At 66.1% G+C, this 14,450-nt stretch carries 10 protein-coding genes and 1 pseudogene; 9 read left to right on the top strand and 2 right to left on the bottom strand.

What is annotated here, in order from left to right; all coding sequences use genetic code 11:
- The coding region (locus BAY1663_RS09875) for a biotin/lipoyl-containing protein (protein WP_037040062.1) at positions 1-279 on the bottom strand (279 nt) is incomplete at its 3' end.
- 27 nt (positions 280-306) lie between these two features.
- A pseudogene (gene aceE / locus BAY1663_RS09870) lies at positions 307-2,951 on the bottom strand (pyruvate dehydrogenase (acetyl-transferring), homodimeric type).
- Between the two features lie 272 nt (positions 2,952-3,223).
- Here aceE and glnE point away from each other — a divergent pair.
- The 9 genes from glnE (at position 3,224) to BAY1663_RS09820 (ending at position 14,446) form a co-directional block, all read left to right on the top strand.
- Positions 3,224-6,169: a bifunctional [glutamate--ammonia ligase]-adenylyl-L-tyrosine phosphorylase/[glutamate--ammonia-ligase] adenylyltransferase gene (gene glnE / locus BAY1663_RS09865; RefSeq protein WP_037040060.1), complete on the top strand. Its 2,946-nt coding sequence runs from the start codon at positions 3,224-3,226 to the stop codon at positions 6,167-6,169.
- 50 nt (positions 6,170-6,219) lie between these two features.
- Positions 6,220-7,143, top strand: a complete 924-nt coding sequence (gene ilvE / locus BAY1663_RS09860; RefSeq protein ID WP_037040057.1) for a branched-chain-amino-acid transaminase — start codon at positions 6,220-6,222, stop codon at positions 7,141-7,143.
- A gap of 133 nt (positions 7,144-7,276) precedes the next feature.
- Positions 7,277-8,311, top strand: coding sequence for a lipopolysaccharide heptosyltransferase II (gene waaF / locus BAY1663_RS09855; RefSeq protein ID WP_037040055.1), 1,035 nt, complete (start codon positions 7,277-7,279; stop codon positions 8,309-8,311).
- Positions 8,312-9,313, top strand: a complete 1,002-nt coding sequence (gene waaC / locus BAY1663_RS09850; RefSeq protein ID WP_037040053.1) for a lipopolysaccharide heptosyltransferase I — start codon at positions 8,312-8,314, stop codon at positions 9,311-9,313.
- Entirely contained in the window at positions 9,313-10,434 is a 1,122-nt protein-coding gene (locus BAY1663_RS09845) for a glycosyltransferase family 4 protein (RefSeq protein WP_037040050.1), read from the top strand. Before waaC ends, BAY1663_RS09845 begins: the two co-directional genes overlap by 1 nt.
- A gap of 262 nt (positions 10,435-10,696) precedes the next feature.
- Positions 10,697-11,512: a lipopolysaccharide core heptose(I) kinase RfaP gene (gene rfaP, locus BAY1663_RS09835; RefSeq protein WP_037040046.1), complete on the top strand. Its 816-nt coding sequence runs from the start codon at positions 10,697-10,699 to the stop codon at positions 11,510-11,512.
- Positions 11,509-12,246, top strand: coding sequence for a lipopolysaccharide kinase InaA family protein (locus BAY1663_RS09830; RefSeq protein ID WP_037040044.1), 738 nt, complete (start codon positions 11,509-11,511; stop codon positions 12,244-12,246). Before rfaP ends, BAY1663_RS09830 begins: the two co-directional genes overlap by 4 nt.
- Positions 12,243-12,998 carry a lipopolysaccharide kinase InaA family protein gene (locus BAY1663_RS09825; protein ID WP_037040042.1) on the top strand — a complete coding sequence of 252 codons (756 nt, stop codon included), beginning with the start codon at positions 12,243-12,245 and terminating at the stop codon, positions 12,996-12,998. Before BAY1663_RS09830 ends, BAY1663_RS09825 begins: the two co-directional genes overlap by 4 nt.
- Positions 12,995-14,446, top strand: coding sequence for a lipopolysaccharide kinase InaA family protein (locus BAY1663_RS09820; RefSeq protein WP_037040040.1), 1,452 nt, complete (start codon positions 12,995-12,997; stop codon positions 14,444-14,446). The genes BAY1663_RS09825 and BAY1663_RS09820 overlap by 4 nt, the downstream gene beginning before the upstream one ends.
- Positions 14,447-14,450: the final 4 nt, after the last annotated feature.

Genomic DNA, 14,450 nt, shown 5'->3' with positions numbered 1-14,450 from the left:
CTCGGCGGCCGCCTTGCCGGCGTCGGCCGCGGGCGCTTGCTCGCCGCCTTCGACGTCGATTTCGAGCAACTCGTCGCCTTCCTTCAGGCGATCGCCCAGTTTTACCTTCAGGCTCTTCACGACACCGGCGCGGGGCGCCGGAATCTCCATGCTGGCCTTGTCGGACTCGAGCGTCAGGATGCTCTGGTCCGCTTCGATCCGGTCACCGACCTTCACGAATATCTCGATCACTTCACCCTCACCGCTGCCGATGTCGGGTACGCGAATGGTTTCACTCACTGTAGATACTCCTCTTCGCTCTCGGCATCAGCAATCCAGGGGGTTGCGCTTCTCGGGGTCGATCCCGAACTCGGCGATGGCCTCGGCCACGACCTTGCGTTCGAGGGCGCCCTTGTTGGCGAGAGCCTGCAACGAGGCGAGCGCGACCCAGCGGCGATCCACTTCGAAGAAGTCGCGCAGCTTGCGGCGGCTGTCGCTGCGGCCGAAGCCGTCGGTGCCCAGCACTTGGTATTCGTCGCTCGGGACCCACTGGCGGATCTGGTCGGCGAACAGCTTCATGTAGTCGGTCGAGGCGATCACCGGGCCATCGCGGCCTTCGAGGCACTGCGTGACGTAGCTCTTGCGCATTTCCTCGGCCGGATGCAGGCGGTTCCAGCGATCCACCGCCAGGCCGTCGCGGCGCAGCTCGTTGAAGCTGGTGACGCTCCAGACATCGGCGCCCACGCCGAACTTGGCGAGGATGTCCACCGCGGCGCGAACTTCGCGCAGGATGGTGCCCGAGCCGAGCAGTTGCACGCGGTGCTTGAAGTCGCCCTTGGCTTCCTCGAGCAGGTACATGCCTTGATGATGCCGTCTTCCACGCCTTGCGGCATGGCCGGCTGCGGGTAGTTCTCGTTCATCACGGTGATGTAGTAGTAGACGCCCTTCTGCAGCTCCATCATCTCGTGGATGCCCTGGCGCATGATCACCGCCAGTTCGTAGCCGTAGGTCGGGTCGTAGCTGCGGCAGTTGGGGATGGTGCTGGCCAGGATATGGCTGTGGCCGTCCTCGTGCTGCAGGCCTTCGCCGTTGAGCGTGGTGCGTCCGGAGGTGCCGCCGAGCAGGAAGCCGCGGGCATGGGCATCGCCAGCGGCCCAGGCGAGGTCGCCGATGCGCTGGAAGCCGAACATCGAATAGAAGATGTAGACCGGCAGCATCGGCGTGTTGTAGTTGCTGTAGGCGGTACCGGCGGCGATCCAGCTGGACATGGCGCCGGCCTCGTTCAGGCCTTCCTGCAGGATCTGCCCGTCCTGGGCCTCGCGGTAGTACATCACCTGGTCGCGGTCGACCGGCTCGTACAACTGGCCGACCGGGGAGTAGATGCCCAGCTGGCGGAACATGCCTTCCATGCCGAAGGTGCGCGCCTCGTCGGCGAGGATCGGCACGATGCGCTTGCCCAGGTCCTTGTCCTTGACCAGCGAGGCGAGGATGCGGCCGAAGGCCATGGTGGTGGAGATTTCGCGATCGCCGGAGCCGTCGAGCACCGCCTTGAGGGTTTCCAGCGGCGGCGTCGGGATGCTGATGCTCTTGGTCCGGCGCTGCGGCAGGGAGCCGCCGAGGCGTTCGCGGCACTTGCGCAGGTAGCGCATCTCGGCGCTGTCTTCGGCCGGACGGTAGAAGGGCAGCTCTTCGAGTTGCGAGTCGTTGACCGGGATGTCGAAGCGGTCGCGGAACAGCTTCAGGCTCTCGATATCGACCTTCTTGGTGTTGTGGGCGATGTTCTTCGCCTCACCGGCGCCGGTACCGTAGCCCTTGATGGTCTTGGCCAGGATGACGGTCGGTTGGCCCTTGTGGTTGACCGCCTGGTGGTAGGCCGCATAGACCTTGTAGGGGTCGTGGCCGCCGCGGTTGAGCTTCCAGACTTCCTCGTCGGACATGTTCTCGACGCGCTTGAGCAGCTCCGGATCGGCGCCGAAGAAGTGCTTGCGCACGTAGGCGCCGTCCTTGGCCTTGTAGTTCTGGTACTCGCCGTCGATGGCTTCGTCCATGCGGCGCTGCATGCGGCCGTCTTCGTCCTGGGCGAACAGCGGGTCCCACAGGCGGCCCCAGATGACCTTGTTGACGTTCCAGTTGGCGCCTTTGAACACGCCTTCCAGCTCCTGGATGATCTTGCCGTTGCCGCGCACCGGGCCGTCGAGGCGCTGCAGGTTGCAGTTGATGACGAAGATCAGGTTGTCCAGGTTCTCGCGCCCGGCCAGCGAGATGGCGCCGAGGGTTTCCGGCTCGTCGCACTCGCCGTCGCCGATGAAGCACCAGACGCGCTGCTTGCCGGCCGGGATGAAGCCACGGTTCTCCAGGTACTTCATGAAGCGCGCCTGGTAGATCGCCTGGATCGGCCCGAGGCCCATGGAAACGGTGGGGAACTGCCAGAACTCCGGCATCAGGTGTGGGTGCGGATAGGACGAGAGCCCGCCGCCGTCCACTTCCTGGCGGAAGTTGTTCATCTGTTCCTCGCTCAGCCGGCCCTCGAGGAAGGCGCGCGAGTAGATGCCGGGCGAGGCGTGGCCCTGGTAGTAGATCAGGTCGCCGCCATGTTCTTCGTTGGGCGCCTGGAAGAAGTAGTTGAAGCCGATGTCGTACAGCGTCGCGCTCGAGGCGAAGGTGGAGATGTGCCCGCCCAGATCCGGATCCTTGAGGTTCGCGCGCATCACCATTGCCAGTGCGTTCCAGCGGACCAGGGAGCGGATGCGCCGCTCCATGAACAGGTCGCCGGGCATCTTCGCTTCGCGGGTGACGGGGATGGTGTTGCGGTAGGGGGTGGTGATGCCGTAGGGCAGCGGGGTGCCGCTGCGGGTGGCCAGTTCGCCCATCCGGGTCAACAGGTAATGAGCGCGGTCTTCACCCTCGCGGTCGAGGACGGACTCGAGGGCGTCCAGCCATTCCTGGGTTTCGACGGGATCGAGATCTTGCATGGCTTGCTCCATGGCGGAAAGGCTTCCAGAATCGGTTGCCTGCTTCGCTACCGGCTTTGTGGGCCGGGGCGTGTAATGTTCTTGGATGAGTGCCGGAGGTAGGACCGGGCGTCTGTAGTTTTACTACAAAATGACGTCAGGATCAGCCCCCCGAAATACTCTTTAGTAGTAAAACTACAGATCAGTGGCGCTGTCATGTTTCCGCGAAGGCATGGGCGGGGCTCTGAATCGCACGGTGTCACTGTTTTCGCTGCCGTGAAAGGAAACCTTCAATGAGTCTGCCATCGCTGGTTGCATTGCCTCCCTCACTCTTGCCTTTTGTCAGTCGTGCCGAAGAGTCGTTCCTCGCCGCCGCCGGCAGCCTGTCGGAGGCCGACGCGGCACGTTGCCGCGCCTGGCTGGATAGCCACCGCGAGGCGTTCGCACGGGTCTGCGCGGCCAGCGATTTCGTCAGCGATCAGGTTAGCCGAGATTCGCAGATGTTGCTGCAGCTGGCCGAGCTGGGCTGGCTGCAGCGCTCGTTGGAAGCCGGCGAGATGCGCGCGGCGCTGGCCGGGCTGCTCGCCGCATGCGACGGTGAGGACGCGCTGGCATTGACCCTGCGGCGCTTTCGCAACCGCCAGCAGGTACGCATCATCTGGCGCGACCTGACCCGCCAGGCTGACCTGGCCGAGACCTGCCGCGACCTCTCCGAGCTGGCCGATGCCTGCGTCGACCTGGCCTACCACTGGCTCTACGACCGCCACTGCGAGCAGTTCGGCGTGCCCACCGGGCGGCGCAGCGGTGCCGCGCAGCACATGGTGATCCTCGGCATGGGCAAGCTGGGTGCCCACGAGCTGAACCTGTCCTCGGACATCGACCTGATCTTCGGCTATCCGGAAGGCGGCGAAACCGTCGGTGCCCGGCGCTCGCTGGACAATCAGGAATTCTTCGTGCGCTTGGGGCAGCGGCTGATCAAGGCGCTGGATGCGATCACCGTCGACGGTTTCGTGTTCCGCGTGGACATGCGCCTGCGCCCGTACGGCTCGTCCGGCCCGCTGGTCTACAGCTTCAATGCGCTGGAGCAGTACTACCAGGATCAGGGCCGCGACTGGGAACGCTACGCGATGATCAAGGCGCGGGTCATCGGCGGCGACCAGCAGGCGGGCAAGGAACTGCTGGAGATGTTGCGGCCCTTCGTCTACCGACGCTACCTGGATTTCTCCGCCATCGAGGCGCTGCGCACCATGAAGCAGCTGATCCAGCAGGAAGTCCGGCGCAAGGGCATGGCCGCCAACATCAAGCTCGGTGCCGGCGGCATCCGCGAAGTGGAATTCATCGCCCAGGCCTTCCAACTGATCCATGGCGGCCGCGACCTCAGCCTGCAGCAGCGGGCGCTGCTCGGCGTGCTGGCGACACTGGAAGGGCAGGGCTACCTGCCGGCCGCGGCGGTCGCCGAGCTGCGCGAGGGCTACGAATTCCTGCGCTATACCGAGCATGCGCTGCAGGCCATCGCCGACCGGCAGACGCAGATGCTGCCCGAGACCGAGGCGGACTGCGCGCGGGTCGCGTTCATGCTCGGCTTCGACGGCTGGCCGGCGTTCCACGAGCGACTGCTGCACTGGCGCGGGCGGATCGACTGGCATTTCCGCCAGGTCATCGCCGACCCCGACGAGGACGAGAGCGCCGAGGGCGAAGCGCTGGTGGGCGGCGAGTGGCTGCCGCTGTGGGAACAGGACTGGGACGAGGAGTTCGCCTGCCGGCAGCTGTCCGAGGCGGGCTTCCGCGACGGCCAGGGCGCCTGTCAGCGTCTGGCGGCGCTGCGCAATACCAGCCAGGTGCGCACCATGCAGCGCCTCGGTCGCGAGCGGCTGGATGCCTTCATTCCGCGCCTGCTGGCGCAGATCGTCGAGCAGGACGATCCGGATCTGGTACTCGAACGCGTGCTGCCGCTGGTGGAGGCGGTCGCGCGGCGCTCGGCCTACCTGGTGCTGCTCAGCGAGAATCCCGGCGCGTTGCAGCGGCTGCTGGAACTCTGCGCCGCCAGCCCGTGGGTCGCCGAGCAGATCGCACGCTTCCCGCTGCTGCTCGATGAATTGCTCAATGCCGGGCGCCTGTACAGCCCGCCACAGGCGCCGGAACTCGCGGCCGAGCTGCGCGAGCGGCTGATGCGCATCCCCGAGGACGACCTGGAGCAGCAGATGGAGGCGCTGCGGCATTTCAAGCTGGCGCACCGCCTGCGCGTGGCGGCTTCCGAGATCGCCGGCACGCTGCCGCTGATGAAGGTCAGTGACTACCTGACCTGGCTGGCCGAGGCGATCCTGCAGGAAGTGCTGGCCCTGGCCTGGCGCTACAGCGTGGCGCGCCACGGCCAGCCGCCGCGCAGCGATGGCTCGCTGTGCGATCCGGCCTTCGTCATCGTCGGCTACGGCAAGGTCGGCGGCATCGAGCTGGGGCATGGTTCGGACCTGGACCTGGTGTTCATCCACGACGGCGATCCGGCTGGCGAAACCAACGGCGCCAAGCCCATCGACACGACGCAGTTCTTCACCCGCCTGGGCCAGCGCATCATCCACCTGCTGACCACCCAGACCACCTCGGGCCAGCTCTACGAAGTGGATATGCGCCTGCGTCCGTCCGGTGCGGCCGGGCTGTTGGTCAGTTCGCTCGGCGCCTTCGAACGCTACCAGGGCCAGGAAGCCTGGACCTGGGAGCACCAGGCGCTGGTGCGCGCGCGGGTGCTGGTCGGCTGCCCGCGGCTGACGGCGGATTTCGAGCGGGTGCGGGCCAGCGTGCTGGGCCGTGCGCGCGATCTGCAGGTGCTACGCCGCGAGGTCAGCGAGATGCGCGCGAAGATGCGCGACAACCTCGGCACCCGCGCGACCCTGGCCGGCACCGCCGAGCAGGCCTTCGAGGCTGGGGCCGAGTTCAATCTCAAGCAGGACGCCGGTGGTATCGTGGATATCGAATTTATGGTGCAATACGCGGCTTTGGCGTGGTCGCACCAGCATCCGGAACTGCTGCGCTATACCGATAACATCCGCATTCTCGATGGGTTGGAGCAGGCCGGGTTGATGACCGGCGATGAGGTCCGGCTGCTGCAGGACGCCTACAAGGCCTACCGTGCGGCAGCCCACCGGCAATCACTGCAGAAGCAGCCCGGAGTGGTGAGTGGGGATCAATTCCACGACGAGCGCCGCGCGGTCATGCGCATCTGGCGCGAGCTGGGGCTGAGCTGAGCCCCTCGTCGGGCTACCGAGCAATATCGAATTCTGAGGAGCTGGCAAAGATGTCGATGGCCGATCGTGATGGCGTGATCTGGTATGACGGCGAACTGGTGCAGTGGCGCGATGCGACCACCCACGTGTTGACCCACACCCTGCACTACGGGATGGGCGTATTCGAAGGCGTGCGCGCCTACAACACCCCGGCCGGCACGGCGATCTTCCGCCTGCAGGCGCACACCGACCGCCTGTTCGATTCCGCGCACATCATGAACATGCAGATCCCGTACTCCAGGGACGAGATCAACGAGGCGACCCGCGCCGCCGTTCGCGAGAACGAGCTGGAAAGCGCCTACATCCGTCCGATGGTGTTCTACGGAAGCGAAGGCATGGGCCTGCGCGCCGCCGGCCTGAAGGTGCACGTGATCGTCGCCGCCTGGCACTGGGGCGCCTACATGGGCGACGAGGCGCTGGAACTGGGTATCAAGGTGCGCACCAGCTCCTTCACCCGCCATCACGTCAACATCACCATGACCCGCGCCAAGTCCAACGGGGCCTACATCAACTCGATGCTGGCCCTGCAGGAAGCCATCTCCGGCGGTGCCGACGAGGCGTTGATGCTGGATCCGGAAGGCTACGTCGCCGAAGGCTCGGGCGAGAACATCTTCATCATCAAGAACGGCGTGATCTACACCCCGGAAGTCACCGCCTGCCTGAACGGCATCACCCGCGGCACGGTGCTGACCCTGGCCGGCGAGCTGGGGCTGAAGGTGGTCGAGAAGCGCATCACCCGCGACGAGGTGTACATCGCCGACGAGGCCTTCTTCACCGGCACCGCCGCCGAAGTCACGCCGATCCGCGAAGTCGACGGTCGCGCCATCGGCATCGGTCGTCGTGGTCCGATCACCGAGAAGCTGCAGAAGGCCTATTTCGACCTGGTCAGCGGCAAGACCGAAGCCCACGCCGAATGGCGGACGTTGGTCAAGTAACCGTAGGTTGGGTCGGGCGGCGTGCCGCTGAGGCGCATAGCGCTGAAGCCCAACGGAGGCGACGCATTGGGCCGGATGTCGCTCGTTGGGCTTCGCTGCGCTCAACCCAACCTACCGACTTGAAGCTGCCTTTATGAATATATTGATCATCGGACCCAGCTGGGTCGGCGACATGGTGATGGCGCAGACACTGTTCATCTGTCTGAAGCAGCGCCATCCCGGCTGCCAGATCGACGTGCTGGCGCCGGAATGGAGCCGGCCGATCCTCGAGCGCATGCCCGAGGTGCGCCAGGCGCTGAGCTTTCCGCTCGGCCATGGCGTGCTCGACATGGCGACCCGGCGCAAGGTCGCACAGAGCCTGCGCGGCCAGTACCAGCAGGCGATCCTGCTGCCCAACTCGCTGAAATCGGCGCTGGTGCCGTTCTTCGCCGGCATTCCCAAGCGCACCGGCTGGCGCGGCGAGATGCGTTTCGGCCTGCTCAACGACATGCGCAAGCTCGACAAGCAGCGCTACCCGCTGATGATCGAACGCTTCATGGCGCTGGCCTTCGAGCCGGGCGCCGAGTTGCCCAGGCCCTATCCGAATCCGTCGCTGCGCATCGATGCCCAGACCCGCGCTGCGGCCCTGGCGCGTTTCGACCTGAGCCTGGACCGGCCGGTGCTGGCGCTCTGTCCCGGCGCCGAGTTCGGCGAGTCCAAGCGCTGGCCGGCGGAGCACTTCGCCAGGGTCGCCGAGGCGAAGATCCGCGAGGGCTGGCAGGTCTGGCTGTTCGGTTCGAAGAACGACCATGCGGTCGGCGAGGACATCCGCGAGCGGCTGATCCCGGGCCTGCGCGAGGAGGCGCTGAACCTGGCCGGCGAGACCAGCCTGGCCGAGGCGATCGACCTGCTCTCCTGCGTCGAGGCGGTGGTCTCCAACGACTCGGGGCTGATGCACGTGGCCGCCGCGCTCGGCCGGCCGCTGGTGGCGGTGTACGGTTCCACCTCGCCGGCGTTCACGCCGCCGCTGTCCGAGCAGGTGGAAGTGGTGCGCCTGGGGCTCGATTGCAGCCCCTGCTTCGAGCGCACCTGCCGCTTCGGCCACAACAACTGCATGCGCGAATTGCAGCCGCAGGCGGTGATCGAGGCACTGGAGCGCCTGGTCCCGCAGCCGGTCGAGGTACGCTGATTGAAGGTCCTGCTGGTCAAGACATCCTCGCTGGGCGACGTCGTGCACACCCTGCCGGCGCTGACCGATGCGCAGCGGGCGATCCCCGGCATCCGCTTCGACTGGGTGGTGGAGGAGGGCTTCGCCGAGATTCCCGCCTGGCACCCGGCGGTGGCCCAGGTGATCCCGGTGGCGATCCGCCGCTGGCGCAAGCATCCGCTCCAGACCCTGCGCTCCGGCGAATGGCGGCGTTTCAAGGCACGCCTGCGCGAAGGCCAGTATGACCTGGTGATCGATGCCCAGGGGTTGCTCAAGAGCGCCTGGCTGACCCGCTACGTCAAGGCGCCGGTGGCCGGGCTGGATCGCGAGTCGGCCCGCGAGCCGCTGGCGGCGCGTTTCTACGATCGTCGCTACGCCGTGCCGCGCGACCAGCATGCGCTGGAGCGGGTGCGCCAGCTGTTCGCCCAGGCGCTCGGCTATCCGCTGCCGGACGGCTTCGCCGACTACGGGCTCGATCGCGCGCAGATGGCCGCGCCCAGCGAACAGCTCTACCTGCTGTTCCTGCACGGCACCACCTGGCCGAGCAAGCACTGGCCGGAAGCCTACTGGCGCGAGCTGGCCGAGCGCATGAGCGATTTCGGCTGGGCGATCCGCCTGCCCTGGGGCAATGCCGAGGAAAAGGCCCGCGCCGAGCGTATTGCCAGCGGCGTGGCCAATGCCGCGGTGCTGCCGAAGCTGAATCTGGCCGGCATCGCCCGGGTGATCGCCGGTGCGCGTGCCTGCGTCGCGGTGGATACCGGCCTCGGCCACCTGGCCGCGGCGCTGGATGTGCCGAGCATTTCGCTCTATGGTCCGACCCTGCCCGGACGGGTCGGCGCCTATGGGCGTTCGCAGGTGCACCTGTGCGCCAGCGGCCCGAATGCCGGTAGCGGCGACCGCCACAAGCCCTGTTTCGACGATCTGCGCCCCGAGCGCGTCGTCGCCGAATTGAAAGCCCTGCTGCGGGCCCCGGAGTCCGTCTGATGCAACTGGCCTTCATTCTCTACAAGTACTTCCCCTTCGGCGGGCTGCAGCGCGACTTCATGCGCATCGCCCTGGAATGCCAGCGCCGCGGCCACGCCATCCGCGTCTACGCGATGATCTGGGAAGGCGAGGTGCCGGACGGCTTCGAGGTGTTGATCGCGCCGGTCAAGGCGTTGTTCAACCACACCCGCAACGAGCGCTTCACCGCCTGGGTCGAGGCCGACCTGGCCAAGCGGCCGGTCGACCGGGTGATCGGCTTCAACAAGATGCCGGGGCTGGACGTCTACTACGCCGCCGACCCTTGCTTCGAGGACAAGGCGCAGACCCTGCGCAACCCGATCTACCGGCGCTGGGGCCGCTACAAGCACTTCGCCGAATACGAGCGCGCGGTGTTCGCACCCGAGGCGAGCACCGAGATCCTGATGATCTCCGAGGTGCAGCAGCCGCTGTTCGTCAAGCACTACGGCACGCCGGCCGCGCGCTTCCATCTGCTGCCGCCGGGCATCGCCCAGGACCGCCGGGCGCCGGTCAATGCCGCCGAGATCCGCGCCGAGTTCCGCGAGGAGTTCGAGGTGCGGCCCGACGAGCTGCTGCTGGTGCAGATCGGTTCCGGCTTCAAGACCAAGGGGGTCGACCGCAGCCTCAAGGCGCTGGCCGCTCTGCCGCGCGAACTGAGCCAGCGCACCCGCCTGCTGGTGATCGGCCAGGACGATCCCAAGCCGTTCAAGCTGCAGGCCAAGGCGCTGGGCGTCTCGGGCATGGTGGAGTTCCTCAAGGGCCGCAGCGACATCCCGCGCTTTCTGCTGGGCGCCGACCTGCTGATCCATCCGGCCTACAACGAGAATACCGGTACCGTGCTGCTGGAGGCGCTGGTCGCCGGGCTGCCGGTGCTGGTCAGCGACGTCTGCGGCTATGCCCACTACATCGCCGATGCCGATTGCGGCTGCGTGGTGCCCAGCCCCTTCGAGCAGGGCACCTTCGACCGCCTGCTGGCGCAGATGCTCGCCGACGACCAGCAGCGCGCCGTCTGGCGCCGCAACGCGCTGGCCTTCGCCGCCACGGCCGACCTCTATTCCATGCCGCAGAAGGCCGCCGATGTGATTCTGGGAGGGCAGGTATGAATATGAAGCCCATGGCCGGCACGCCTACGCGGCGGATGACCTCGGCTCGGACCTCCTACGAAAGCAGCTCCTGCGGGAGGGGGGCGCCCGCGGCGATACAGGCCGCAGGCCTGCCCAAGGGGCTCAAAAGCATCGCCCCGAGGTCGGGCCTCCCACAAAGGCAGCGAGCGCACACCGGGCCAGTGGGAGGCGCGCCCTCGCGGCGATTGCAGGCCGTAGGCCTGCGCGAAGTGTTGAAGTATCCCCTAATCGCGGAGGCCATATGCGCCTGATGCTGGCGGAACCCTTCAAGACCCTCTGGCAGGGCAAGGACCCCTTCGTCGAGGTCGAGCGCCTCGAGGGCCAGGTCTACCGCGAGCTGGAGGGCCGCCGCACGCTGCGTACCGAGGTCGACGGGCGCGGCTACTTCGTCAAGATCCACCGCGGCATCGGCTGGGGTGAGATCGCCAAGAACCTGCTGACGGCCAAGGCCCCGGTGCTCGGCGCCGGCCAGGAATGGCAGGCGATCCAGCGTTTGCACGAAGCCGGAGTGCCGACCATGACAGCGGTGGCCTATGGCGAGCGTGGCGGCAATCCGGCTGCGCAGCATTCGTTCATCATCACCGAAGAGCTGGCGCCGACCATCAGCCTCGAGGACTTCTCGGCCAACTGGCGCGAGCAGCCGCCGCCACCGGCGCTCAAGCGCGCATTGATCGCCGAAGTCGCGCGCATGGCCGGCACCATGCACCGCGCCGGGGTCAACCATCGCGATCTCTATATCTGCCACTTCCTGCTGCACACGGACAGGCCGGTGACGGCGGGTGATCTGCAGCTGTCGCTGATCGATCTTCACCGCGCCCAGGCCCGTGGCCAGACCCCGCGCCGCTGGCGCGACAAGGACCTGGCCGGATTGTATTTCTCGGCACTGGAGATAGGCCTGACCCGGCGTGACAGGTTGCGTTTCCTGCGCGGCTACTTCCAGCGGCCGTTGCGGGAGATCCTGCGCGAAGAGGCGGCTCTGCTCGCCTGGTTGCAGCGCAAGGCGCAACGGTTGCTGGCCCGCTATGGCCGCAAGTACGCGCCGGGAGCACAAGGGTGAGCACCTGGACGGTCGTCGATGGGATCAGTGCCGATGCAGCCCGGGCCTTTGCCAACCTGGACTCGGTGTTCGCGCTCGAAGGCGAACCGATAGCGCAGGATCCGCTATCGGAGGTAATCCGCGTCGAACGCGGCGGGCAGCGCTATTACATCAAGCGCTACTGGGCCGCGGGGAAGGGATTGCGTCGCTATCTGGGGCGCCCCCGGGTCAAGGCCGAGTGGCAGAATCTCAAGCATTTCGAGCGCTGGGGTATACCCGTGGCACCGTTGGTGGCGTGGGGCCTGGAGCGTCGTGCGGGGCTCTTCGTGCGTGGTGCGTTGATCACGCTGGAGGTGCCGAATACCGTCGACATGGCGGCAATGGCGAAGAACAGCGATCCACGGCTGGCCGATCGGTGCTGGGTCGAGCACGTCAGCCGGCAAGTGGCACAGGCGACGCGGACCCTGCACGATAATCGCTTTGCCCATAACGATCTGAAATGGCGGAACCTGCTGGTCAACGGCGCTGGCGAGCTTTTCCTGATCGATTGCCCCTCCGGGGACTTCTGGTGGGGGCCATTCCTGCGGCGGCGCATCGTCAAGGACCTGGCCTGTCTGGATAAGGTGGCCAAGTACCACTTGAGCCGCACGCAGCGGCTGCGTTTCTATCTGCAGTACCAACGGCGCCCGCGTCTGACTTCGGCCGACCGAGCCCTCATCGATCAGGTGCTCAAGTATTTCGTGGGGCGGGAATGAGCGATCATTTTTCAGTGACCGACAGGGGAATTCTTCAGGCGCATGGGCTGGATAGCTTCGATGCGCTCTGGGCGTTGCAGCTCGATTCGGTGGATGCGCCAAATGTCGGCCGAGGTGGTTGGAGCAGCGTATTCCGCCTGGAATTGGACGAGGCGGCCTACTACCTGAAGCGGCAGAGCAATTACCTGACGCACACCTTGCGTCATCCACTCGGCGAGCCGACGTTCGCCTGCGAGTTTCGCAATATCCAGCGCTATCGACGTCTGGGCATCCCGGCCTTGCGTGCGGCGTACTTCGGCGAGCGTCGTGTCGATGGTGAGCGCCGGGCCATTCTGCTGACTCGCGCGCTGGATGATTGGCGGGATCTATACGGCTGGCTGGGCCGTTGGCATGAGCTGGAGGCAGCGACGCGCGACCAGTTGTTGCAAGCGTGCGCAAAACTGGCACGGACCCTTCACCAGGCCGGGCTGCGCCATGGTTGTTTCTACCCCAAGCATATTTTTCTCCGTCAGGCTGGTGAGCGGTTCGAGGCCTGCCTAATCGATCTCGAAAAGACCCGTCCGCTGCTGTTCGGCCGCGCTGACCGGATCGTGGATCTGGAGGCACTGACCCGCCACGCGGGCGTCTGGAGCGAAGGCGAACAGCGACGGTTGATCGAAGCCTATCTCGATCATGGCGCCAATGACCCGGACATCGATTCCTGGCTGGAGAAAATGGCCGGTCGGCGGCGGAGCAAGGTGGCACGGACATGACATTGATGGAACTTGCACGTGCCGGGCGCTCGCCGGTATTGCCGCTGAGCGTGACGCTGCCCGGCGGAGAACTGATATTGCGCCAATGGTTGCGTGTGCTGCCCGGGCAGCGCTATGTCGCCAAGGCCGAATGGCAGGGCCGTGAGGTGCTGGCGAAACTGCTGGTGGGCAACAAGGCCGAACGCCATTTCGACCGTGAGCGCGGTGGTGCACGGCTGCTGGCCGAGCAGGGAATGAATACGCCCGCACTGATCGCCGAGGGCTTTTCCGCAGGCCAGGGCGGCTGGCTGCTGTTCGACTACCTTGCCGGCGCGCAAAGTCTGGAGCAAGCCTGGCACGAGGTGGAGCGGCAGCCATTATTGTCCGATGCGCAGCAGGCTGTGCTCGGCGAGGCGCTGGGTGCGATCGCTCAATTGCATGCCCGAGGACTGTGGCAGGGCGACCTGCATCTGGACAATCTGCTGCGCCATGACGGGCGGCTGTATCTCATCGATGGCGGCGGCGTGCAGGCGCAGATCCCGGGCAAGCCGCTGGCGCGCGACAAGGTACTGGAGAACCTGGGCGTTTTCTTCGCTCAGCTGCCCACTGGCCTCGAGCCCCATATCGAGGAACTGCTCGTACATTACCTTCTGGTCAATGGCGAGCATGCGCTCCCCCTGGAGGCATTGCTGCGGGAAATCGCCACCGTCCGGAAGTGGCGGTTGCGCGATTACCTGAGCAAGCTCGGGCGCGACTGCTCGTTATTCAGTGTGCGCCGCGGCCTCGGCGGGCTGCGCGTGATTCGGCGCGAGGACGAGCCAGCACTATACGAACTGCTGGCTGCCCCGGATGCGGCTATCGAGGCGGGCCGTGCCTTGAAACTGGGCGGCAGCGCCACCGTGGCGCTGGTCGAGCAGCCCGCTCGGCAGCTGGTCATCAAGCGCTACAACATCAAGGGTGTTCTTCACTGGCTCAAGCGCTGCTGGCGGCCGAGTCGCGCCTGGCACAGCTGGATCGAAGGCAATCGCCTGGGCTTTCTTGGCATCGCCACGCCCCGGCCGTTGGCGATGCTGGAGCTGCGTTGGCTCGGCCTGCGCCGGCGCAGTTATCTGATTACCGAATACACCGCCGGCGAGGATATAATTACCCGTTTTCAGCCGTATCTCTCCAGCACACCGCCCGAACCCGAGCTGTCGGCGCTGGACCGGCTGTTCGAAGCATTGCTGCGTGAGCGTATCAGCCACGGCGATATGAAGGGCACCAACCTGTTCTGGGAGCAGGACCGTTGGGCGTTGATCGATCTTGATGCTGCGCAGCAGCACAGCAGCAATGCCAGTTTCGCTCGAGCCTACGCCAAGGATCGGGCGCGCTTTCTACGCAACTGGCCAGTCGATTCGGCGCTGTATCGGCTGCTGGACGAACGAATACCTAAAAGCAGCTTCAAGCGGCAAGCTTCAAGCTGCACGTAAAGCC

It is taken from the genome of Pseudomonas sp. BAY1663, from assembly GCF_000582595.1.
GTDB lineage: Bacteria > Pseudomonadota > Gammaproteobacteria > Pseudomonadales > Pseudomonadaceae > Stutzerimonas > Stutzerimonas stutzeri_AF.
This window is presented reverse-complemented; position numbering and strand designations above follow the sequence as displayed.

Bases quoted from the DNA above. Each gene is read 5' to 3' on its own strand.
- BAY1663_RS09820 (WP_037040040.1), top strand. From the start codon at position 12,995: ATGACATTGATGGAACTTGCACGTGCCGGGCGCTCGCCGGTATTGCCG.
- glnE (WP_037040060.1), top strand. From the start codon at position 3,224: ATGAGTCTGCCATCGCTGGTTGCATTGCCTCCCTCACTCTTGCCTTTT.
- waaF (WP_037040055.1), top strand. From the start codon at position 7,277: ATGAATATATTGATCATCGGACCCAGCTGGGTCGGCGACATGGTGATG.
- BAY1663_RS09825 (WP_037040042.1), top strand. From the start codon at position 12,243: ATGAGCGATCATTTTTCAGTGACCGACAGGGGAATTCTTCAGGCGCAT.
- rfaP (WP_037040046.1), top strand. From the start codon at position 10,697: ATGCGCCTGATGCTGGCGGAACCCTTCAAGACCCTCTGGCAGGGCAAG.
- BAY1663_RS09845 (WP_037040050.1), top strand. From the start codon at position 9,313: ATGCAACTGGCCTTCATTCTCTACAAGTACTTCCCCTTCGGCGGGCTG.
- ilvE (WP_037040057.1), top strand. From the start codon at position 6,220: ATGTCGATGGCCGATCGTGATGGCGTGATCTGGTATGACGGCGAACTG.